At 43.6% G+C, this 22984-nt stretch carries 19 protein-coding genes; 2 read left to right on the forward strand and 17 right to left on the reverse strand.

What is annotated here, in order from left to right:
• Positions 1-9: 9 nt before the first annotated feature.
• The 3 genes from ABWO12_RS02095 to ABWO12_RS02105 all read right to left on the reverse strand — a co-directional run bounded on the left by ABWO12_RS02095 (position 10) and on the right by ABWO12_RS02105 (position 2383).
• Positions 10-1050, reverse strand: coding sequence for a cytochrome-c peroxidase (locus tag ABWO12_RS02095; RefSeq protein WP_353086798.1), 1041 nt, complete (start codon positions 1048-1050; stop codon positions 10-12).
• A gap of 53 nt (positions 1051-1103) precedes the next feature.
• Entirely contained in the window at positions 1104-1913 is an 810-nt protein-coding gene (locus ABWO12_RS02100; RefSeq protein WP_353086800.1) for an MbnP family protein, read from the reverse strand.
• 98 nt (positions 1914-2011) lie between these two features.
• On the reverse strand, positions 2012-2383 hold the full coding sequence (locus ABWO12_RS02105) for a hypothetical protein (RefSeq protein ID WP_353086802.1): 372 nt from the start codon (positions 2381-2383) through the stop codon (positions 2012-2014).
• A gap of 260 nt (positions 2384-2643) precedes the next feature.
• On the opposite strand from ABWO12_RS02105, the gene ABWO12_RS02110 reads away from it, so the two are divergent.
• Positions 2644-2982, forward strand: coding sequence for a hypothetical protein (locus ABWO12_RS02110; protein WP_353086803.1), 339 nt, complete (start codon positions 2644-2646; stop codon positions 2980-2982).
• A 28-nt stretch (positions 2983-3010) separates the two neighbouring features.
• Here the strand turns inward: ABWO12_RS02110 and hemL are convergent, their stop codons facing one another.
• The 8 genes from hemL to ABWO12_RS02150 all read right to left on the reverse strand — a co-directional run bounded on the left by hemL (position 3011) and on the right by ABWO12_RS02150 (position 12038).
• A complete protein-coding gene (gene hemL, locus ABWO12_RS02115; RefSeq protein ID WP_353086805.1) occupies positions 3011-4300 on the reverse strand; it encodes a glutamate-1-semialdehyde 2,1-aminomutase in 1290 nt (429 codons plus the stop codon).
• A gap of 2 nt (positions 4301-4302) precedes the next feature.
• The gene (locus tag ABWO12_RS02120; RefSeq protein ID WP_353086807.1) at positions 4303-5223 is read right to left on the reverse strand and encodes a glucosaminidase domain-containing protein; all 921 of its coding nucleotides are present in this window, start codon (positions 5221-5223) and stop codon (positions 4303-4305) included.
• Complete coding sequence (locus tag ABWO12_RS02125) at positions 5216-6109, reverse strand: 1-aminocyclopropane-1-carboxylate deaminase/D-cysteine desulfhydrase (protein WP_353086809.1); 894 nt, start codon at positions 6107-6109, stop codon at positions 5216-5218. The genes ABWO12_RS02120 and ABWO12_RS02125 overlap by 8 nt, the downstream gene beginning before the upstream one ends.
• A gap of 45 nt (positions 6110-6154) precedes the next feature.
• Positions 6155-7984, reverse strand: coding sequence for a DUF8693 domain-containing protein (locus ABWO12_RS02130; protein ID WP_353086811.1), 1830 nt, complete (start codon positions 7982-7984; stop codon positions 6155-6157).
• A gap of 426 nt (positions 7985-8410) precedes the next feature.
• Positions 8411-9175, reverse strand: coding sequence for a polysaccharide deacetylase family protein (locus tag ABWO12_RS02135; protein WP_353086812.1), 765 nt, complete (start codon positions 9173-9175; stop codon positions 8411-8413).
• Between the two features lie 84 nt (positions 9176-9259).
• Positions 9260-9799: a DUF4136 domain-containing protein gene (locus tag ABWO12_RS02140; RefSeq protein WP_353086814.1), complete on the reverse strand. Its 540-nt coding sequence runs from the start codon at positions 9797-9799 to the stop codon at positions 9260-9262.
• Positions 9800-9844: 45 nt separating this feature from the next.
• Positions 9845-11830 (reverse strand): urocanate hydratase, encoded by a 1986-nt coding sequence (hutU, locus tag ABWO12_RS02145; RefSeq protein WP_353086816.1) that lies wholly within the window; start codon positions 11828-11830, stop codon positions 9845-9847.
• A 4-nt stretch (positions 11831-11834) separates the two neighbouring features.
• Positions 11835-12038 carry a C1orf53 family protein gene (locus ABWO12_RS02150; protein ID WP_297518134.1) on the reverse strand — a complete coding sequence of 68 codons (204 nt, stop codon included), beginning with the start codon at positions 12036-12038 and terminating at the stop codon, positions 11835-11837.
• Positions 12039-12065: 27 nt separating this feature from the next.
• Between ABWO12_RS02150 and ABWO12_RS02155 the strand changes: the two genes are divergently transcribed.
• On the forward strand, positions 12066-12398 hold the full coding sequence (locus tag ABWO12_RS02155; RefSeq protein WP_353086818.1) for a hypothetical protein: 333 nt from the start codon (positions 12066-12068) through the stop codon (positions 12396-12398).
• On the opposite strand, the gene ABWO12_RS02160 is transcribed toward ABWO12_RS02155, so the two are convergent.
• The 6 genes from ABWO12_RS02160 to ABWO12_RS02185 form a co-directional block, all read right to left on the reverse strand.
• On the reverse strand, positions 12388-16746 hold the full coding sequence (locus tag ABWO12_RS02160; RefSeq protein ID WP_353086820.1) for a RemA C-terminal-like gliding motility protein: 4359 nt from the start codon (positions 16744-16746) through the stop codon (positions 12388-12390). The genes ABWO12_RS02155 and ABWO12_RS02160 overlap by 11 nt on opposite strands.
• Before the next feature lie 257 nt (positions 16747-17003).
• Complete coding sequence (locus ABWO12_RS02165) at positions 17004-19079, reverse strand: alpha-ketoacid dehydrogenase subunit alpha/beta (RefSeq protein ID WP_502902903.1); 2076 nt, start codon at positions 19077-19079, stop codon at positions 17004-17006.
• A 25-nt stretch (positions 19080-19104) separates the two neighbouring features.
• A complete protein-coding gene (locus ABWO12_RS02170; protein ID WP_353086822.1) occupies positions 19105-20160 on the reverse strand; it encodes a branched-chain amino acid aminotransferase in 1056 nt (351 codons plus the stop codon).
• A gap of 16 nt (positions 20161-20176) precedes the next feature.
• Positions 20177-21514, reverse strand: a complete 1338-nt coding sequence (locus tag ABWO12_RS02175; RefSeq protein WP_353086823.1) for a dihydrolipoamide acetyltransferase family protein — start codon at positions 21512-21514, stop codon at positions 20177-20179.
• Positions 21515-21555: 41 nt separating this feature from the next.
• On the reverse strand, positions 21556-22152 hold the full coding sequence (locus ABWO12_RS02180) for an acyltransferase (RefSeq protein ID WP_353086825.1): 597 nt from the start codon (positions 22150-22152) through the stop codon (positions 21556-21558).
• Positions 22153-22190: 38 nt separating this feature from the next.
• Positions 22191-22946: an enoyl-CoA hydratase/isomerase family protein gene (locus tag ABWO12_RS02185; protein WP_353086877.1), complete on the reverse strand. Its 756-nt coding sequence runs from the start codon at positions 22944-22946 to the stop codon at positions 22191-22193.
• Between the last annotated feature and the right edge of the window lie 38 nt (positions 22947-22984).

The raw sequence follows: 22984 nt of genomic DNA on the forward strand, positions 1-22984 counted from the left end.
TTTTTCATCTTAAAATTCAGCAAATCGGGGATCATTTAAATACTGATGATCGGTTAGAGTTTTTAGGAACGCAATGAGTTTGGATTTTTCTGAAGCCGTAAGCGGAATTCCAAGGGTCGTTCCATTAACCAACAACGGATCCAAGTTGGGGGTTTGCGCCACGCCCGAACTGTAGTGATCCAATACCGCTTCAAGGGTAAAAAACCGTCCATCATGCATGTATGGTGCTGTGAATTCGATATTGCGCAAACTAGGTACTTTAAACTTATAGCGGTCTTGTTCTAATTCGGTAACACGGTAACGGCCAACATCATTGATTTGAGGATTGATAGGAAGGCCATTATTTCGAAAAGAATTGTCCGTAAACAAGTCCGTTGCGTGACAGCTTGCACATTTTTGATTAAAAATTGCATACCCTTCCAACTCAATGGTGGTTAATTGGCCACCACTTTCGCCACGTCGGTAATGATCAAAACGCGAATTAGAGGAAACCATCATTGCCATAAATTGTCCGAGAGCTTTTAACATATTCTCGGCGTTAATTAATCCATCGGGAAAGGCTCTTTTGAAAAGGGTTCGATACGTATTGTCTTGACGCATCATATTGAGAGCTGTTTCAAAATTACCATTCATTTCAATGGGACTTGTAAAGGGAATGACGGAAAGTAAATCCAAATGATTCGTCGCGCCATCCCACATGTAAACCGATTGAAAGGCCATGTTTTGAATGGGGGGCGTGTTACGGGTTCCTACCAAATTATCTACTCCGTGACTCACACTGTGTCCGTGATGGGTAAATGCATCGGCTTGAATATGGCAAAATCCGCAAGAAACCAGACCATCAGAGGACAAACGCCCCTCATAAAACAGTTTTTTTCCTAACTCAAACCCTGCCTGTGTTGGAGGATTATTTCCATAATTATAGACTGCATCTGGAAAATTACTGGGTTTTGAGGTTTCCAAAGGAACATCAATGTATTGCGCGTCTTCATCAGAAGAACAGGCCGAAAGAAGTCCAAGGGCTAATACCCCTATGATCACTTTTCTCATGGTATAAAGAAGATAAAAAAGGCGCCCGAAAGTCGAACGCCTTTAGGATTTATTTAGTCATTATGAACATGATCTACCGTAAACATATTGGCGATATTGGCTGTAACAAGCGCTAAACTTGGTCCCCCCATAATGTTAGCAGCTGCGCCAGTCCCTTTGGCTGCTGTCATCGAAATTTTGTTGGTTCCATCAATTAAATGTGAAACATCCGCCATGATATGCACTTGTGGGGTAATGTTGGTGCGAACCAAAGCATTGGATGGTAAGTTTAAAGTCACCGTGGTGTAGTTGTAATCTGTACCTGTTTGTCCCGTATGCACTTTAAAATTAGTATCTGTTGTTACGGTTGAGGAAGTAAAGGTACCTTCAAAATTAACAAATTTATACCCTGCACTCCATGACCACATCATGCCGGCATTTTGCGCTTGCGTTAAGAAATCGCCTTGTCCAGCTGCACCAAGATTGAACTGCTCCTGATCCACTCCAATGCCGAAAGTAACTTTGGTGTAATTCCCTGCTGGAATATTAGGCAAATCAAGAATCAATGACGCTGGTGTTAATTCATCTACAATAAAATAACTCTGACTTTTGGGATACGTAAACACGGTGCCATCATCTTTAGTAAGTTTGATGTTACTTACGATGTATTTCATTTTTGATACCTTTACTATCTCCCCATTTGTATTGGTATAAGGCGTGTTCATTGCCAAGTTGTCCGCTTTATAGATATTATCGAACTCTAATTTTAAGGTCCCTTCACCCGTGATGTTGTTGTTGGCATCGTCATCATTGGAACAAGAAGTTAGGGACAAAGCAGTAAGGGCAACCATACATAAGGCTGCTTTTTTTAAAAAATTTTTCATGTTTTAATTTACGTTTAAAAAAAATAATTAAGTGATGAATTTTAGGTAAAACTCATCAAAATGTGCAGCACAAGGCTGTAAGAATCGAGAAAAGTAAATTAAACCGTTGGTGGATGAAAAACGCCAATTACCGAGGAAAATTGGTATAAATTAGAATACGAAAAGATTGAATTTTGATCAGCCCATTGAACAAAAGTAGCGCTACTTTCGTGAACATTTGCTTGCATAAATGGAAATTCCCATTCCGCTTTGACTTGGCTTTTGTTGTTTTTTTGATTGGTATCTTCTTGCTCTGAGGCTTCAGCCAATTGCTTCATCAAATGACATTTACCGTTACAAGACAACTTGGGTTTGGCTTTATTTTCACACAAAACCGTACGAATGTAATCGTAATTCAATACGTATTCTACCACCGGCATTACGGGGCGAAACAGAAAAACAAATACGATTACGATTACACCAATTTTCACACTACAAAAGTACAATTTATTTGCCTACTTCCTGCGTGATGGCTAAAAAAATAGGCTATTATTTTGTTATCGCAATAGCGAAAGTAAAACAAAAAAAAAGGAAATAATTCGCACTTATTTTTACGGCTTAGTGCAATGAAAAAAAATAAAAAACATAAGGTTTTTTTGAGCCGTCGAAACTATAACTTTCATATTATTAATTTTTTTTGGATTTATAGCTAAATAGTTTACCTTTGATTATCAATTAAGATTTAATAGTTATGAATAAATTACTTCTCTCTTTTGCTTTTTGTATGATAGCCATGTTAAGCATGTCGGCTCAAGACAAGGAATTATCGTTACAAGCTAAAGCAAAAAACGATATGGTTGCGTTGGCCCTGGTGGTAAATTTACCTGAAAATCAACAAGAAGATTTTTTCAGACTATTTGAAATGAAGTATGAAGTGTTAGACAATAAAAATCTTTCCGCTGAACGAAAGTTGGAAATGAGCCGTGTGATTGAAGCAAAAATTCGAGGCACATTATCTCCCCAACAAATGGCGCAATTGGAAGCCAATCCCGAACTTTTAAACCGACTCATCGGCAAGAAAATAAAGTAAAAAAGTAAAGCTCCTTTCGGAGCTTTTTTTATTTCAATACTGTGGTTACTTTGGCGACAGCTTCCACGGTTTTATCTAAATCTTCATAGGTGAGCGCATCGGCAATAAACCATGTTTCAAAGGCAGACGGAGCAATGTAGATACCCTCCTGCAACATCCCATGGAAAAACGCTTTAAACCGATCGTTATCTCCTTTTTTTGCGGTTTCAAAATCGATTACTGGAGTTTCGTCAAAATGAACTGAAATCATCGACCCTAATCGATTAATCGTGTGTGGCAGTCCTGTTTTTTGTAAAACGGTTGCCATTCCCTCATGCAAATAGGCTGTTTTTTGATCGATTCGATTAAAAACATCTTTATCATCGTGTAAAGCGGTCAACATCGCCAGACCAGCAGCCATGGCTAACGGATTACCGCTTAAGGTTCCTGCTTGATACACTGGACCAACTGGAGCTAGGTAGTTCATAATCTCTTCTCTGGCTGCAAAAGCCCCCACAGGAAGTCCACCACCGATCACTTTACCAAAACAAACAATATCGGCGGTAATGGATAAGCGCTCTTGTACACCCCCAGCTGCAAGTCGGAAGCCCGTCATGACTTCATCAAAAATCAACAGTGCACCCTGCTGTGAACATAATTCACGGAGTCCTTCTAAAAATCCTGGTAAAGGAGGTACACACCCCATATTTCCAGCAACGGGTTCCACAATAATGGCGGCAATTTGTTGCGGATTGGCGGCAAACAAATCGGCAACCGCGGCTAAGTTGTTGTAAGGCGCCAACAAGGTATCTTTGGCAGTTCCTTGCGTTACACCTGGGCTGTTGGGTGTCCCAAATGTACTCGCACCACTACCGGCTTGAATTAAAAATGAATCCGAATGACCATGATAACAGCCTGCAAATTTGATAATCTTATCGCGTTTTGTAAACCCACGCGCTAAACGAATGGCACTCATACAGGCTTCTGTTCCTGAATTTACAAAACGAATTTTATCAATATTGGGCACCATAGCAATGGCTAAGGACGCTATTTGAGTTTCCAATTCGGTCGGCATTCCAAAAGAGGTTCCTTTTTCAGCGCGTTCTTTAATGGCAGTGATCACAGGTTCATAAGCATGTCCCAATATCATCGGCCCCCACGAATTGATATAATCGATCAAACGATGGCCGTCTTCATCATACAAATAAGCACCTTTGGCGGATTTAACAAAAATCGGAGTGCCTCCTACTCCTTTGAAAGCGCGTACTGGGGAATTTACTCCTCCTGGAATTACTTTTTCAGCGGCTGCAAACAGCGCACTACTTCTTTGGTATATCATTTTTATTCTATGCGTAAAATTTGACCGATAGCTAATGCGGTATCTTTTAGATTGTTTTTTGATTGTAACACTTCAACCGGAATACTATATTTCTTGGAAATGGAATACAACGTATCGCCTTTCACCACAATATGCTGTTTTTCAGTCGTGTAATCACTTTTAATTGGGAGTGTTGCGCTTGAGCTGATCGTATTTGTTATTGAACCTGTTCCGAGTACTTCGATATCATAACGCTGCAATTGATAGCGTTCAATCAATCCGATTAGTTTGGCAGGATAGGCTGGATCGGTAGCATAGCCTGCGGCTTTGAGTCCTTTGGACCAGCCTTTGTAGTCGGCAATATCCAAGCGAAATAAATTGGCATAGCGTTCACGTGTCACGAGAAAAATCGAATGATCTTTAAACGATTCATAAGGATCGCTGTATTTGCGGAAGCATTCGCCTACTGCATCATCGTCATAACTTACACTGGGGCCTTTCCATTCCTTGTGGCATTTTATTCCAAAATGGTTATTGGCTTGAACGCTTAGCGGTCCCGTTCCTGCCCCCGATTCTAATATCCCTTGGCCCAAAGTAATGCTTGCAGGAATACCGTAATCGACCATTTCTTTTTTGGCGATATCCTTGTACTTTTCAATGTATTCGAGCACCATCGCAGTAGTAACTTTTACGGCAGTAGTAGCTTCCAATACTTCGGTTTTTGATTGATCTGTTTGCGGGGTAGCCACAGGTGTTGGAGCGGTTGGAACCGGTTTTGTGGATGAAGGGGTTGCGGGTGTCGTAGCCGCTACGGGGCGCTTCGCTTTGCGCGGATCAGTTTTTGTGGATTGTGCAGTGGGTTTGGTCGTTCGAACGACAGGACGCGAGGAGCCACAGGCCGTAAAGACCAATAACACGACAAAAATACAGATGAATTTATACATGAATTTGAAGCGTAATTTGATTTTTTTGTTTAAGCCTTTCATTCATAGCGGGAATACCTTGTAACCCTCCTGTGTGAATGACCAGTATGTTTGCTGATTTTGAAAAAAAATCGTTTGCCAATAAATCAACCAAACCATACATCATTTTACCCGTGTAAACCGGATCCAACGGCACCTGATGTTTTTGATAAAATTGATTAATAAAACGAATTAACTCGGGACTTGTTTTGGCATAACCTCCAAAAGTATAGCCTTGAATCAACTCCCAATTTTCATTTTTTGCAAAATTACGAATATCTTCTCTTAAAAAATCCCCAATTAATGCAGGAAATCCTAAAATTTTTTGATGTGCAAAAGCCCCTTCACTCAATCCAGCTAGCGTTCCTCCTGTCCCAACAGCACACACAACATGCGTGAATGATTGGTCTTCGGGCATGAGTATTTCGGCGCATCCCTGAACCGCTAAAGCGCTGGTTCCTCCTTCGGGCAAAATAAAATAATTGGGAAAACGATCGCTCCAATACGTTACATCAGATTTTAAATCACGAAAAGACGCTCGCGATAAAAATTTTAAAGTCATGCCCCATTGCTGTGCCGATTGGAGTGTAGGACTCAACGGAGTGGTTTGTTGAAGTTCATCCCCTCGGATTACACCTATCGCTTTAAATCCGAACGCTTTGGCCGCATAGGCGGTGGCAGCGATATGATTGGAATGAGCGCCACCAAATGTTAGCACCCCTTCATAACCCTCTTGGAGAATGTGTTGGATATTGTATTTGAGTTTTCGCCACTTATTTCCTGAAATCTCTGGAAAGAGGAGGTCTTCCCGACGGAGGGTCACGGAAATGGTGTCATGTAACTCGAGTTTTTGCGAAATCGCTTGCATAAGACAAAAGTACATAAAAAAAGGAGCCTTAAGGCCCCTTTAGTTTTAGCGAACACGCTCGATAATGACTTTTTTACTGAGCGAATGCCCTTCTATTGTTTTTATGCGGGCGATGTAAATTCCTTCTGCAAGGGAACCTGTAGCAAACTCATATTGATTTTGACTACCCAAGCCTTTTTTGGTAAATACATTTTTTCCAAGCATATCATAAAGGCTCACTTCTGAAAGCTCGTATTGTGTTGGATTACTGATTACTAAAAGCTGTTCCTGATTGTTTTGTAGTATATCCAATCGACCTCCATTAAACTCGCCACTGGAAAGTGCTTGATCCGTAAACGTGATTTGATAACGGTTGTTGATCACCCCGGGTTGCAAGGTAAATGCATACGGTTGATTTTTGATATCATGATACAATCCTGTTTCGGCATCGTATAGGAAAATATCTTCTGCCATGTCAAAGTTCACGATATCTTTGACCATCATGGTGAAGGTGGTGGAAGCATTGCATTTGAATCCTACATTGATTCGTTTGCTGATATCAAATGACGTGGTCGCATGAACATAAGGCTCATTATCCAGAACGAGATACATGTCCATGGGCAAGTTAGTCGTAGCATCGGGTGATTTTGAATCGGCGCGATCGACACCGTCAATGGCATTGGGTAAAAAGCATAAAGCTACTTGTCGAACAGCATTTCCGCCTAAAGAGGTATTCACGGTAAAGTGAGGAGTAGGTTCGGCACTTAACTGTGTATAGTCAATCCCCGCCACATTGGGAATATGACCAAAACTAGTAATGCCCGCAGTATTTGTTTCATTACTGAGTCGTTCAAACTGGGAGAAATTGGCAGCACCTTCTTTAACAAACACACGATGTACATTGCGCATACTAACCGTACCATTCGCAACGCCCCGCAACATAAAACCTTGCCCAACTGGAGAAAATCGACGTTGGTAGACATTGTTTGGAGAACTGAAAACAGAGCCTTGGCTACCTCCCAAATCATAGGTATAAAAAGTAGCAGGAGTGTATACACTTGTGGTGCCGTTATATACACCATAACCGCCACGATAATCTACTATGTTGTGCGAATTGACGGTTTTGTCGTGTTCCCAAAACAAAGCAGTACCATCAATTGCTGAATTAGCAGGATCGGTGAGGAACAAGTTTAAGTCAATCGATGAAGGATAGGGGTTTCCTGTGAGTGTTGAGGCTCCATTTCCAACATTAATAAGAATAGTTCCATCATTAGGTTTACCACGAAAATCATAGCGTTGCCGATTTCCAGGATTATTAGCTACCGCTTCACCGGGATTTGTCGTATCGGCTCCTGAGACCCCTTTCATAGTAAATCCTTCTCCAGGAGCAATATTGGTTGAAGCTGCAGATTGTACCCATTGCGAATAGTTTGTTGACGACAAAAAACGCCAAATCCAATAGGTTGCAATGGTTAGAGAACCAACAGAAGATACCCCGTTGTATGTTGCAGAAGATAAGGTAGCTGGGGTAGTGGTTGTTAATGAAATTGGAGTACCTAACATACTTACGCCAAAATTTTCATTACCCGAACCAGCAGAAGCATTACCTACAGGCGCACACCAATAATTGTAAGCAAAGGCATTACTCGTTCCTTCTTGAAAGACCGACAGTCGACCCAAACCTCTGTTGGCCGAAGAACCATTAGTTCCCTGAAGAAATTGCGCCTCATTCCGTAAGTATAAAAAACTATTGGCCCCATTAAGCTCCAAATTTCCACGTGCAAACAACAAAGCACCTTTGTTGAAAACATAGCTATTATTAGACACATACATTTGTGCACTAACATAGGTCGCAGATGACACTAAACAAACAAATAATAGTACTATTTTTTTCATAATCAAAAATTTTATGTTGTAAATGTAGGAATATACTTCTTATAGTCGACGTAATAACCATAAAAATCGATGAAATGCATGTTTTTTAACAAAAACTCGAAGTTTTAATCGTTGCTAGTGTAACTTCGATTTCAAATTTAACAAAATAAGGATTGAAAATGAAGGTCTTAACAGTTATATAGTTACTTTCTAAACAGAGGATGGTGTATTATGAAAAAAAGGTTTGTAATTGTTAAAACTAATTGGTATAATTTTCACGATTGTAATTGAAAGTTTAAATACTTACGATTTTAAAAAACAGAATGCGTATTTAATCAAAGAAGTTATTTACTGTTTATCATCATTTTAGTTAAAGAAAGGTTGATATTTTGAATCATATATATCATGAAATGTGATTTCTCCCGTGAACCAATCTGAAACCTGAAACTACTTCACAAACCCCTCCATATCCCGCAACGTATAAAAATTCATGTTATTTATTTTCATATACTTACACACAAATTCCAAGGTTCCGAGTTGGGTTTGGTAGTCGCCCGTTACGTTGTCGACCACATTGTGTGCACACAGCACGAGGATTTTGTTGTTTTTCTTGGCGTAGTCGAGGAGTTCGAGCAAGTAATGGTAACTGAAGTGCTTGTGGCTCTTGTCGATATCAAAGGCATACATAAACTTGGTTCCCCGAAAATAGCAGCCTTCCTTCTCGGGTTGTTCACTACAAAAGGCGCGACCACGAATAATTTTAAACCGTTTGGTAAGTGTTGAGTCTAACGCATCGCAGCGTTCGCCATAGGGGTAGGTGAAGGTGGTTACGTTGAATTTACGGCGTTTCATGGCGGCTATCATGGGGTCGATTTCCTGTTGGAGGTATGCGTTCATCCCGTTTTGGTCGACAAACTTTACGGCATTGTAATGGTGGTACCCATGTCCAGCGATCTCGTGCCCTTCGTTTTGGAGTTGATGCAGCATGCGCTGTTGAGGTTCACCAATGGAGTCGATACGGCAAACATTGAAGGTCGCTTTCCAATCGTATTTTTTCAAGACTTTGTTGGCGCGGTACCATTCGTTCACATACGCATCGTCAAAAGTGATGATAACACCGGCTTCGAGTGGGGTTTCTTTTTTTGAAGTACACCCCAAAAAGGTGATGAAACAGAGGAGTAGGGTAAACGTCGATTGAAGTCGTTTAATCATGGCTAGGTATTGGTTCTTAAAAGTACAAAAAAAAACCGGAGCAAAGGCACCTTTGTTCCGGTTCGAATTATACAGTTGTATACTTTATTCTTTCAATTGAGGAGGATAATATTCGAGAATCTTGGTTACAAACTCCTTGATGTTCGCATCTTTTTTCTCCGTACGTTGGGTGAGTTCGCCTTCGCCCACGCCTTGCCAAATCAGTTCTTTCGTTTTGGCATCGCGGAAATCAATGGTCAGTTTACCTTCCACATATTGGTACACTGAATTGAAGCCACCCCAAGCCCAAGGACTCCAACCCCAGCCCCAGCCCCAGCCCCAACCCCACATGGGCGATTGGATGACATCGACTTGCTCTTTTTCTTGGGTGAAAATGGAAACAATTAAGTCGGGCGCCTCACTTTTGGTAAAGCCTTTAGTAGCCATCACTTCGTCAATCGATCGTAAAATGCGCCGCTTGTCCAAGTCCGAAATGGCCGCTTTGTCAATGGCCGCTTTTTGATAGGCATAGGTCTTATACTGACTAAATGTGACATCTTTGTCATAGTCAGCATTCACACGAATCGTACTACAGGACGTTAAGCATAACGCCAAAACTGCGGTGAGTAAAAATAGTTTTTTCATAACAATTGGTATTTAGAGTGCAGCTTCTTTCGGAGTGGAAATCGGCTACAACAAGGTTTCGTCTACCAAATGGGGAAGGGTTACTTTCAACAAAGGTTCCACTTCCATGGCTCGTTTGATGGCAAAAATAGCGCCTTCATTGCGGGCCCAACTGCGGCGGGAAATTCCGTTGTTCACGTCCCAGAAAAGCATGGATTTCAGGCGTCTATCGCTATCGGCAGAACCATCAAGAACCATACCAAAGCCACCGTTCATCACTTCGCCCCAACCAACACCACCACCGTTGTGAATCGACACCCAAGTTGCCCCACGGAAACTATCGCCAATCACGTTGTGAATCGCCATATCCGAGGTAAAACGTGAACCGTCATAGATGTTGGAGGTTTCGCGATAGGGGGAATCCGTTCCCGAAACATCGTGGTGATCGCGGCCTAAAATTACGTAACCGATTTCGCTACGGGCAATCGCTTGGTTAAAGGCTTCGGCGATTTTCATGCGGCCTTCGGCATCGGCATACAGAATGCGGGCTTGCGAACCTACCACTAATTTATTTTCTTGGGCGCCTTTGATCCATTGGATGTTGTCGGCCATTTGTTGGCGAATTTCCTCTGGCGCGGTTTCCATGATTTTTTCTAATACCGCACAGGCAATCGCATCGGTTTTCTTCAAATCTTCGGGATCACCTGAGGCACACACCCAACGGAAAGGTCCGAACCCATAATCAAAACACATGGGTCCCATGATGTCTTGGACATAGCTGGGGAATTTAAACTCGCGCCCCAAAGTAGGATGGTCGTTCATCACATCGGCTCCAGCACGGGACGCTTCCAGTAAGAACGCATTGCCGTAATCAAAGAAATAGGTGCCTTTGGCAGTGTGTTTGTTAATGGCTGCGGCATGACGACGCAGTGTTTTTTGGACTTCCTCGCGGAACTTTTCAGGATGGTTGGCCATCAAATCGTTGGATTCCTCAAAACTGTACCCCATCGGATAATAGCCACCCGCCCACGGATTGTGCAGCGAGGTTTGGTCAGAGCCCAAGTCGATATGCAGGTTTTCGGCATCAAAACATTCCCAGACATCCACAATATTCCCCAAGTAAGCGATGGATACCACTTCTTTGTTTTCTTGGGCTTTGCGCACGCGGGTTACGAGTGCGTCAATATTTTCAACAATCTCATGAATCCATCCTTGTTCGTGACGGATGCGGGTGATTTTGGGGTTGACTTCGGCACAAACCGTGATACAACCGGCAATGGTACCCGCTTTGGGTTGCGCACCACTCATGCCGCCAAGACCTGAGGTGACAAAAAGGTTGCCGCTCGGACTCTTTTTGATTTTTCGGAAGCCGTTGAGTACAGTGATGGTGGTGCCATGCACGATACCTTGGGGTCCGATGTACATATAACTACCCGCAGTCATTTGCCCGTATTGGGTGACACCCAGGGCATTGAATTTTTCCCAATCATCGGGTTTGGAGTAGTTCGAGATCATCATGCCGTTGGTCACCACTACGCGCGGGGCGTCTTTGTGCGAGGGGAAGAGTCCCATCGGGTGGCCCGAATACATGACGAGCGTTTGTTCGTCGGTCATTTCGGCCAAATATTTCATGGTAAGGCGGTATTGGGCCCAGTTTTGAAACACGGCACCATTCCCTCCGTAGGTAATTAATTCGTGCGGGTGTTGCGCCACGGCATAATCCAAGTTGTTTTGAATCATGAGCATGATGGCTTTAGCTTGCTCGCTTTTGCCGGGGTATTCCGAAATGGGTCGGGCATACATGCGGTAATCAGGGCGAAGGCGGTACATATAAATACGGCCGTAGGTTTCCAATTCTTGCTTGAATTCTGGAATGAGTTCGGCATGGTGCTGCGGTTCAAAATAGCGCAAGGCATTTTGTAGCGCCAATTTTTTCTCTTCGTCGTTTAATATTTCTTTGCGTTTGGGCGCATGATTGATAGCGGGATCATACGGTTTCGGTTGGGGTAAAACCTTTGGGATTCCCCCGAGTATTTGTTCGTGAAAGGTCATTAATTTAATGTCTTGGTTTGTTGGTTTGTTTGTTTTGTCGAATGTCGCCCGTGCTTTTATCAAAACCATAGGGGCAATGGCGGCAACCCGATTTGCAACAATACCCACGCTTCAGGTGATAGCGTTCGGTAAAAACACGAAATCCTTCGGGACTCAGATAAAAATCCTCGCCTTCTTTAAGATTATTCGGGTGGAGAGCGTCATTCATATGTACAAAATTAAAAACTTTGCAGGAATGAAAGTCATCGTTGCCAAATATTTAACGCCTGTTGGATTTCGGGCCATTACCATTTTTCCTTTTATCATTGTACGGTCAAAAGAAGCCCTATCGAATCCACATTTGCTTTCTCACGAGCGTATACATATCCACCAACAACGCGAACTACTCGTGGTGTTTTTTTATGTTTGGTATGTTTTGGAATTTTTAGTACGTTGGATGGTATTTCGCGACCGTATGGCGGCCTATCGTGCGCTCTCCTTTGAACGAGAGGCGTATACCAACGACAACGACCCTCACTATCTCAAGCGAAGGTCGTTGTATTCCTTTCTTTCTTATTTTAAAAAATAATCTTAGTAGCAGTAATTATTCCATTGGCCAATCGTGTTTGCACCAATAATGGGGTTTGGTTGCGTGTTAAATTTGGGACTTCAAATTGTGAAGCATTGATTTGATTGTATTGACCAATAACGCGACCCAACATATCCAAAATGGTGACGGAGGCAATTACTTCACGGACAGAACTTACTTGTAGGGTTTCTTGTGTGATAACAGTCACTTCATCTTCAGCCTCTGCGGATTGTTTCAGTCCATTGTTGTAAATGATGATAAAGCGATTCAAACGTGTTCCCGTTGTGGTCGTAAAGCGATACGGACTTACTTTTAAGTTGTGTACAATATTCAAATCTTTATCACGGATAAAAATATCTTGATCGTTAAACATTCCATCGACGGCGGCCAAAGCTATATGGTATCTACCTGCGGCCGGAGCGTGGAATCCAACAGGAACTTCATCCATCGGGTTGAATGGCAATGCCCTTCCTTGAATTTGGAATTTTTCAGTATCAATAAGTGAAAAGATACTCATGGATCCTAAAATTGCCGTATTGCTGTCAAAAAAATTGTCTTTTCCATTGCTAGCACTTTGAACATAACCAACCAATGTACGATCCGATTGAAGGTTGCTATTCACTATATCCAACCAAAAACGGTGACGTTCTAGTTCAACATTTACGGGGGGTTCAAAAAATTGGTTAGCGCGATAAAAATTACTGTTGTCAAATGTATTGCTTCGTAAGCCATTGTTGAAAGCAACGGTGTCGGTCGTCGCAGGGCCATCAATCATTTGCACAAAGAATCCTTGGCCAGCACCTATGAAATAATCGCTTGATGCTGCTGGACAACAAGACGTACCTGTGAAATTATAAGTTAGATAATCTCCAGGGCTGTAATTGTAAATGTAAGTATTGTAAAACGGACTTGCAATTTGAGATGGTAAGGTACCGTGGGTCCAAACTTTGATATTCCCCATGATTTTTGTGCGGTTATTGAACAAAAACTGACTCGCACGAATCGCTGAAGGATAGGGGTTACCGATCAAATTCCAGTTGTCACTATAGTTGGTTATTTCAGTGCCATTTAATCCCGTTTGGTAAGCGGTATTAGTATTAGACCCGCGTGATACAACTGTGGTAATATTTCCATTATTGGGAACGCCCGTGAATGTATTGACTAGGGTTTGTGGTGTTACATTTCCAAACGAATCAGGGCCGCGGACAATGTATCCTCTACCCGCAGTCATCGTGTTGCCCACAGCCATTTCCCAGTTGCCTTGCCCGCCATTGGTATTGGCAATAGTAGGGTTCCAGCGCCAGATTAATCCTGAGGTGGTAGGCGCACCAATGCTACTCGTGCTAAAACCAGCAACAGGAGAGGACCAATACACGTAGTCTTGGCGACGAATGTTTGCATTGCGGGTATAGTTGATCGATCCGGTATTGGCTACGTTATTGATTTGCACCAAACTTGAATTGTTTAGCAGGTTAAATTGAGCACCTGTTTGCACATTTACCCAATCGGTAACCGTGATGGTATTGGAGGCATTTACGGTTAAGCTAGCGCCTGTTTGGACAATCAAGTTTCCGGCAAAGGCATGATAAGAGCTGCCCGAAACGATAGGATTATTTGCTGCAACAGGAATAATCACACAATCTGCGTTGTTGGGAATGCTGGTGTTGGGTGTCCAGTTATTCACTTTATTCCAATCGGTATCAACCGAGCCATTCCATATTTTACGATTGTTCACCGTAATAGTTGCATCATCGGTGACATCCATGATGACGCCATTACAAAAAGTATAGCGAATGCGTGCAGTATAGGTTGTCGTTTGATTTGGACAGACACTAAGTGTTGGAGAAGTTCCCACTACAGGACCCGATGTTCCTGCGCCTTCAAACCAAGTTATCGTGGTAATCGAAGGTCCAGCAGGCATAAAACGCCAAGCCTCGTTCGTTGAAGTCCAATCAGGATCTAAAGAGTTACGATTGGGGGCTACAGTCCCTACAGTTCCATTATTATTTTGAATACCAATAACAGCATTGCCGCTATTCCAAGAAGAACATACGCGTTTTTCTTTGATGTATACTTCAATGATATTGGTGTTTTCGTATAAAATAATCATTCCGGTATACATCAAGTTATTACAAGTTGACCAATACATAGGTACTTCGCTCCATCCAATAACCATAGCGCGACATCCCGAAGGCATGGTCACTAATTCCCAACCTACTTCACCACCTATGCTTGGGTCGATATCGTGATAGGTTCCAAAAATCGTATTTAAGAAAAGGGAAGGACTGGGCAAATTAGTGCTTAAAGCCCAGTTATTAAACCCTCCAGGGGTATTGTTGGTGGTATTAAATGAAACAACCCCATTAGACCCAATCAACATTTGATTATAGGTATTTCCGTAGTAACAGAAGTTGAAAGGGATAGATACCAAACCAGACCAAACGTCATCCACGTTAATACTTACTGAATTGGCCAAGCATCCAAATTGATAAGGCGGAGCGTAAGGGATAGATTCAACCGTGTAATTCGTAGTATCTCCTAAATTTTTATAAGTGGCTTCCAAGGTAGTACAAGTAGAAGCTCCGCAAGTAGTAATAGGTGCAGGATTAACTCCGTTTAATCCTAAACCTCCAACAATATTGGTGGGACAGCCCGTAGAGACTGTTCCAACTCCTGTTCCAGGAGAACAAGTTGTTGTTACGCAAATATTGAAGGTACCTTGGCCAATGCCATTAGCAAAACTATAGACACGAATGTAATAGGTAGCTCCAATAGTAAGACTTGTAAGCGTCGTTGTTTCAGTTAAGCTTCCTGTAGTAGCATTTATACAAGCTAACGAGGTTAGCCCTAAACATGAGCCACTATATACTTGAAGAACGGCATTGGCTAAAGTCCCAGGGGTTACCGTTATCGTGTGGGAAGGTTCATAAGCTTCAAAGGTATACCAAACATCATCATCGGCATTCCCTGCACAACCAGCAGAAGAAAGTGTTGCTAAGGTTGTAGTCCCATTTGTGGATAGTGTACATACAGATGTTGGATTTGTGTTTAAAGCTATGGCCGTAGCACAATTATCATTAACTGGTGGGCCAGGGCTGGTTACACAAATCCCAAAAGTACCAGAGCTATCATTTCCTTTTTCCCAAACACGAATATATAAGATGGCTCCTGGGGTTTGTCCAGTCAAATTGATACTAGACATCAATCCGTTGGTACTTGAATCATCATCGCAAGTAATAAGAGTTAAAGCGCCACAAGACCCAGAGTATATCGCCATTCCACTGTCGGCTATGACTCCCGTTTGAGTGTCAATATTTAAAATACCAGAGGCGGGTACGGTTACTCTGAACCATACATCCCCACCCAAATAATTAGCACAACCTGGTGCTGGCGGTCCAACGGAATTTGTAGCGCCAAGGTTTGAGTAAGTAGTATAATTGCAACTCGTCGAAGGGGTTAGTATTATAGAACCACTACAATTGTCATTCGTGGGTGGTGTCAAACAAGTTCTTGAAATCGTAAAACCACCTGTTGTAGTTCCAGTACTCCAATAGGCTATATATACATAATAAACAGTTCCAAGTGTGGTATTAAATGTAAACGTTTCTGTCTCACCACTTAAACCTGAATCTTGACACGTGATATTGGTCAAACTTCCACAGGACCCGCTAGTAATCGCCATTTCATGATCAAAACCACTATTTGCAGTTGAGGAAATTATATTGGTTTGTCCATCTCCAACAAAGGTATACCAAACTCCGTTATTACTCATACTACAACCTGTTCCATGATTATTCAAGTTAGTCGTTAGCGCTGTAGTACCTGCTAAATTTGTTGTGCCGCATGGTAATGATGTGGCATTATTACAAATGCTATTTGGAGGAGAAGCACTAACACACAGGCTAGTTAAAGTCATGTCGTTATTATTTCCTACGTTAAGAATTCGAATAAAGTAGGTTCCGTTATTCAAAGGAGTAGGATGAATTAAAGTCTCTGTTTGAGTCCCATTTGTTGTAATTGCATTAGAACATCGTATTTGTGTTAAGCTCCCACAAGATCCTGTAAGCAGTTGAATAGCAATATTTCTATTGTTTCCTTGAGCAACGATACTCACGATCTGTGGACCCGATGTAATTGTAAATTGATACCAGCCCTCTCTAACAATTGATCCTCCGCAGTTGTATCCAATAACCCCACTATCAATTGTGGAGTCAGTAATAGTATGATTGGTAATACATGTGCCATTGACATTTACATTTACTGCAGTTGCACAAGTGGCACCTTGTGCATTTAGTTTATAAGAAATAAGGAAAAGTAGTGTATAAAAAAAGAAATTGTAAAGTTTCATGCATCACTTGTTTTGAACCAAGACAAATACAAATTTTCTTCAAAAAATCGGGAATTTATTATAAAGTCGATTAACTGTTAGATTTTCTGTTGAAATGCAAATAATCTGTTTTTTCTTATAAAAATTATTGGCTTTATTCAGTTAGTGAGCCTCTGAGATTCTGTTACTGAGTCATTGAAACCCTGAGATACTGAGCTACTAAGCAATCGCAAACGACAACCTTCCACCGACACCAACCTGAAACTTTAAACCTGAAACTAATACCGCAACAACTCCTCCATCTTCACCCTCACCTTCTCGGCATTCGGGATCATGGTGTGTTCCAACGTGCTGTTCAAAGGGATCGCAGGTAGGTTTTCGGAACCAATCACCATCACGGGTGCATCCAAGTCGCGGAAACATTCCTCTTGAATACGACCCGCCAAGCTGCGGGCAAACGAGTTGTTTACCGGCTCTTCGGTTACTACCAAACACTTCTTGGCATTGCGTACCGATTTGAAAATGGTTTCTTCATCCAACGGATACAAGGTGCGCAAGTCGACAATTTCCACCTGCGTTGCCATGCCCGCCGAAGCATTCAGCGCCCAATGTACGCCCATACCATACGTAATCACCGTAAGGGTTTCTTGGGTTTCTTGGGGCCATATTTCTTGCACTACATTCGCTTTTCCAAACGGCAATAGATAGTCTTCTGAAGGTTCGTTTACCCGTGCCATATCCGTTCCTTTCACCTTACTCCAGTACAATCCTTTGTGTTCCAAAATCACTACAGGATTCGGGTCGTAATAGGCTGCTTTCATTAAACCTTTCAAGTCGGAACCATTACACGGATAGGCAATCTTTATCCCCCGAATATTGGTCAACACACTCTCCACAGAAGACGAGTGATAGGGTCCGCCGCTGCCATACGCTCCAATTGGGACACGCAAAATCATACTCACCGGCCACTTCCCGTTGGTTAAGTAATTGGAACGACTCACCTCGGTAAACAATTGGTTCAAGCCTGGCCAAATATAATCGGCAAACTGTACCTCAACGATGGGCTTTAAGCCAACGGCCGACATCCCCACCGTAGATCCTACAATAAAGGCTTCTTGAATGGGGGTATTGAATACGCGGTTGTCGCCAAATTTCTGGGCCAAGGTAGCTGCCTCACGGAAAACACCTCCCAAGCGTCCGCCTACGTCTTGCCCGTAGAGCAAACATTCGGGATGTTTCTTCATGAGTTCTTCGACCGCAAATAAGGCGCAATCAACCATCACCACTTTATCTTCGCGTTCGGGTGAGCGCTCCCCTACTTCTTCAGTAACGGGTGTTGGGGCAAAATCATGCGTAAACAAATCTTCGGGGCGCGGATCTTCAGCTGCCATCGCCTTTTCATAATCAGCTTCCACTTGTTGGAGCACCGCTGCTTCGATCGCTTTTAAATCGCTTTCCATGAATCCAGCTTCCAACATCTGCTGCCATAAAACGGGATACGGATCGTGTGAACGAGCTTCGTCCAAGTCGTCGCGGTACCATTCCATCCGCACACCCGAAGTGTGGTGGTTGAGTAACGGTACTTTGGCGTGTACCAAAAACGGACGGCGTTCGGTACGTATTGTCTGGATCACGTGTTCCAGTGCGGTATAACTTTCTATAAAATTGGCCCCATCAATGCTAATGGCTTCCAAACCGTGGAAACCTTTGGCATAGTCAAAGGCATTTTGGGCACGGGTTTCTTTGGCATTCGCCGAAATATCCCAGCCATTATCTTGTACCAAATACAGTATCGGCAATTGCTTTAAGGCCGCCATTTGAAAGGCTTCTGCAATTTCACCCTCGGTAACAGAGGCATCGCCTAACGAACAAACGACAAGCCCCCTAGCCCCCAATGGAGGAATCTCGCCTTCGAATCCTCCCCCTTCAGTCGTTAATGGATAATTTTCTTTGTACCAAAATCCCATGGCCGCCCCCGTAGCGGGAATCGCTTGCATCCCTGTCGCAGACGACTGGTGCGGAATCTTGGGTTTGTCGGCATCGCGCAAACTCGGGTGGCAATAGTAGGTGCGCCCGCCCGAAAACGGATCGTCTCGCTTCGCCAATAATTGCAACATCAAGTCATAGGGTTGCATCCCAATACCCAACAACATGGCGTCGTCGCGGTAATAGGGGAACACATAATCTTGGGGACCCAATTGTATCGCCACCGCAATTTGAATCGCTTCATGGCCGCGTGAGGTGGCGTGGACGTATTTGGAAACGGTTTTAAAATTCGCTTCGTACCATTCGGCCATCGTTTTGGCCGTCACTAAGGTCGTAAACGCTTTTTCAAGTATTTTTTTATCTAACATATCCATGGGGTGCGTCAAGCACAAATTATTGAGCGGGCACAATCCATCCAAACGGATCGGCTTCTTGTTGTACTTTAATAGCATTCAAGGTATCGTTGACCATGTGCGAAACGGGATTGGCTTCGGGCAATTTCAACGTGAAATCGTTATTTCCGATGGCTTCCACCATAGCGATGCCTACTGCTGTTCCGGTTCCGAAGGCTTCTTCGAGGAGCCCGGCTGCATGGGCCGCTTTGATTTCATCAATCGTAATCGGACGCTCGGTGACTTCATAGCCTTTGTGACGCAACAAGTCGATCACACTCATGCGGGTAATTCCGTTGAGAATAGAACCGCTCAAGCTCGGCGTGATGAATTTTCCATCCACTTTAAAGAAGATGTTCATAGTCCCGACTTCTTGGATATAATTGAACTCGTGGGCATCCAACCATAAAACTTGGTCGTAGCCTTGCGCTTTGGCATATTCGGTGGGACGAATGGCTGCAGCGTAGTTTCCAGCCACTTTTGCTTCTCCCGTTCCCCCGTTTACCGCGCGTACGTACTTTTTCTCAGCATACAATTTAATCTTACGACTGAAAAAGGGTCCGGCCGGCGAAGCCATGATGATAAATTTATACGAGGTCGCGGCACGCATTCCGATAAACGCTTCATCGGCATACATAAACGGACGCAAGTACAACGCACTTCCTTCTTGGGTGGGAATCCATTGTTTTTCAATAGCCACAAATTGCTTCAAGGCCTCTACGAAAAACTCTTCAGGAAATGCGGGCATTCCCATACGATCGGCACTGTGGTTTAAGCGCTTCGCATTTTCTTCAGGGCGAAATAATAACGGTGTTCCGTCTTGTCCAAGGGTCGCTTTCATCCCTTCAAAAATCGCCTGACCGTAATGTAAAGCCATCGCGGCAGGGTGCGTCGGAATTAAAGCTAGGGGTTCGATACGCGGGTTGTGCCACCCACCATTTTCAAAGTCACAGATAAACATGTGGTCGCTAAACCGCGTTCCCATTACAATGTTGTGAAAATCCACGCCTGCCGCTTGCGACTTTGCTACTTTCGTAATTTTTATTTCTTGCGTCATTGATCTCATTCTTTATTTAGTAGGTTGTATGGGTGTCAAATTGTTCGAGGTAATCGCCCACCTTGCGGAGGAACGAGCCGCCGAGGAAGCCATCCACGACGCGGTGGTCAAACGATAGTGAAAGGAACATCATACTGCGAATGGCAATCTCATCCCCTTTTTCGGTGGTAATCACTTCGGGACGTTTTTTGATGATGCCAAAAGCTAAGATTGCTACTTCGGGTTGGTTGATAATGGGTGTTCCCATCAAACTCCCGAAGGTACCCACATTGGAAATGGTGAAGGTACTCCCTTGAATTTGTTCGGGTTTTAAGGTATTGGTGCGCGCACTTTCGGCGAGTTGATTCACATCGGTTGCTAAATCGGCTAAATCTTTGGTGTCGGCATTGCGTACTACGGGCACAATTAAATTCCCCGTCGGTAATGCGGTCGCCATCCCAATATTGATGTCTTTGCGGACGTAGATTTTGGTGTCTTCTACGGCCACATTAATCAACGGATAAGCTTGAATTGCTTTGGCAACGGCCGCTACGAAAAGCGGCGTGAAGGTAAGTTTGTGCCCGGTTTTGGCCTGAAACGCCTCTTTGTGGGTATTGCGCCAAGCCACGAGATCGGTCACATCCACTTCGAGATAGGACGTAACATGGGGTGAGGTTTGCTTCGAATACACCATATGATCCGCAATCATCTTGCGCATACGGTCCATTTCGATGATATAATCTTTCCCTTCGGTATAATTGATTTTCGGTTTGGGATAGGAAGACGTGGGTAGACTTTGAACCACGGGTTTACTTTGTACCGGATATTTTCGGTTTTTCAAATACTGGTATACATCGCTTTTTTGCAAACGACCGTCAGCCCCAGAACCTGGAATCAACTGCAATTCTTCTATCGATAGGTTTTCTTTTTGTGCGATGCTAATGATGAGCGGCGACAAAAAGGTGGTGCCTCCCTGACGCAATTGCGCCACGGAAGAAGGTGCGGCGGAGGCATAGGGCGAACTCGGTTCTGCTACTTGTGACTGCGACCTGCCTTGATCGGCAGGCAGGCTGCTGACTGAAGACTGCGACTGAGACTGAGACTGAGACTCCCCTTCAGATGCTTCAATCAACGCCATCACGGTTCCTACGGAGACCACATCGGTTTTTTGGAAGCGAATTTCTTTAATTATTCCCGAAACGGGTGATGGCACCTCGCTGTCTACTTTGTCGGTGGCGACTTCCAAAAGGGTCTCTTCGGCCGCGATATAGTCCCCGACATTTTTCAACCAACTGATGACCGTCGCTTCAGCAATACTCTCCCCCAGTTTGGGCATTTTAAACTCTATAATCATTGCTTTTATATTCAGTTGCATGAACAGTAGCAGTATTCACTGAACACTGCGACTGCGACTGCTTACTTTTTTTTAAATTCGTTCAAAGTTGCATAAAACGCTTCTTGTGTGGGTCGGTCTTTGGGGATTTCCCGTAAAGGTTCGACCACCTGTAGCGTTTCATAACATTCTTGGGGCAATTGTTGGTACAATTGGGTCCCTTTGGTTTTCCAGGCGATCATCTCGTCGGAAACGTCTTTGATGATTTCGGCTGGATTTCCCACGACCATTTTTCGGTCGGGGATTTGCATTCCGGCTTTCACAAACGCCAACGCGCCGATGATACATTCGTCGCCGACATTCACATCATCCATCAACACGGCATTCATTCCGATGAGGCAGTTGGCTCCGATATTCGCGCCATGAATAATCGCGCCATGGCCGATATGAGCCCCAGCTTTTAAAACCATCGTCTTCCCCGGAAACATGTGCAGCGTGCAGTTTTCTTGCACGTTACATCCGTCTTCGATGATGATTTCGCCCCAATCCCCACGGATGGCAGCACCGGGTCCGACATACACGTTTTTCCCAATAATCACATTCCCCGTAACCGAAGCCTGCGGGTGGATAAAGCTACTTTCGTGAATGACCGGAATAAATCCTTTGAATGCGTAAATCATTATATTTTTGTTTCAGGTTTAAAGTTTAAAGTTTCAGGTTAATTCTTAAACTTTTCCAGTTTTTGTTTCGTAAAATCACTGAGTACCAAACGGCCGCTGATAGCTGCGCGTTCGGCGAGTAAGGTATCCCAATCGTCGGTGCCGCGCCAGAAGACTTTCTTCATTTCGAGCATGGCTTCGGGATTGTAGGTGCATAGGTGTTGCGCAAAAGCCCAAACCGCAGCATCCAATTCTTCTAACGACGGGAATACTTGTGCAAACAACCCTTTTTCGCGGGCCCAAGTCGCTTCATAAAACGTATTGGCATCAATGGCAATTTGCGAGGTAGCGGAAACCCCCATTTTACGTTCAATGGCGGGCGACACCACAAAGGGTCCGATCCCTACATTGAGTTCGCTCAACTTAATTGCGGCAAACTGGGTCGCCATACAATAGTCGGTTGCCGCAGCAATCCCCACGCCACCGCCAACGGTTTTCCCTTGAATACGTCCGATAATGAACTTCGGACATTTGCGCATGGCATTGATCACGTTGGCAAAGCCAGAGAAAAAGACTTTTCCTGTAGCGGCATCGTTGATGGCGATAAGTTCCTTAAAACTCGCCCCCGCACAAAATGTACGGTCGCCGCCGCTTTGCAGGATGATGACTTTGACGTCGTCGCGCTGTCCTACTTCAGTAATCGTTTGTGCCAATTCGGCTAAAACGGCGCCTGGCAGGGAATTTTGCTCCGGATGAAAAAACTCAATCGTCGCGATGTTTTCTTGTATATGGTGTTTTACGTAAGGTTCCATAATGGAGTTGTTGGTTAATGGTTGTCGGTTGTTGGTAAATT

Source organism: Flavobacterium sp., from assembly GCF_040379285.1.
Classification (GTDB): Bacteria; Bacteroidota; Bacteroidia; order Flavobacteriales; family Flavobacteriaceae; genus Flavobacterium.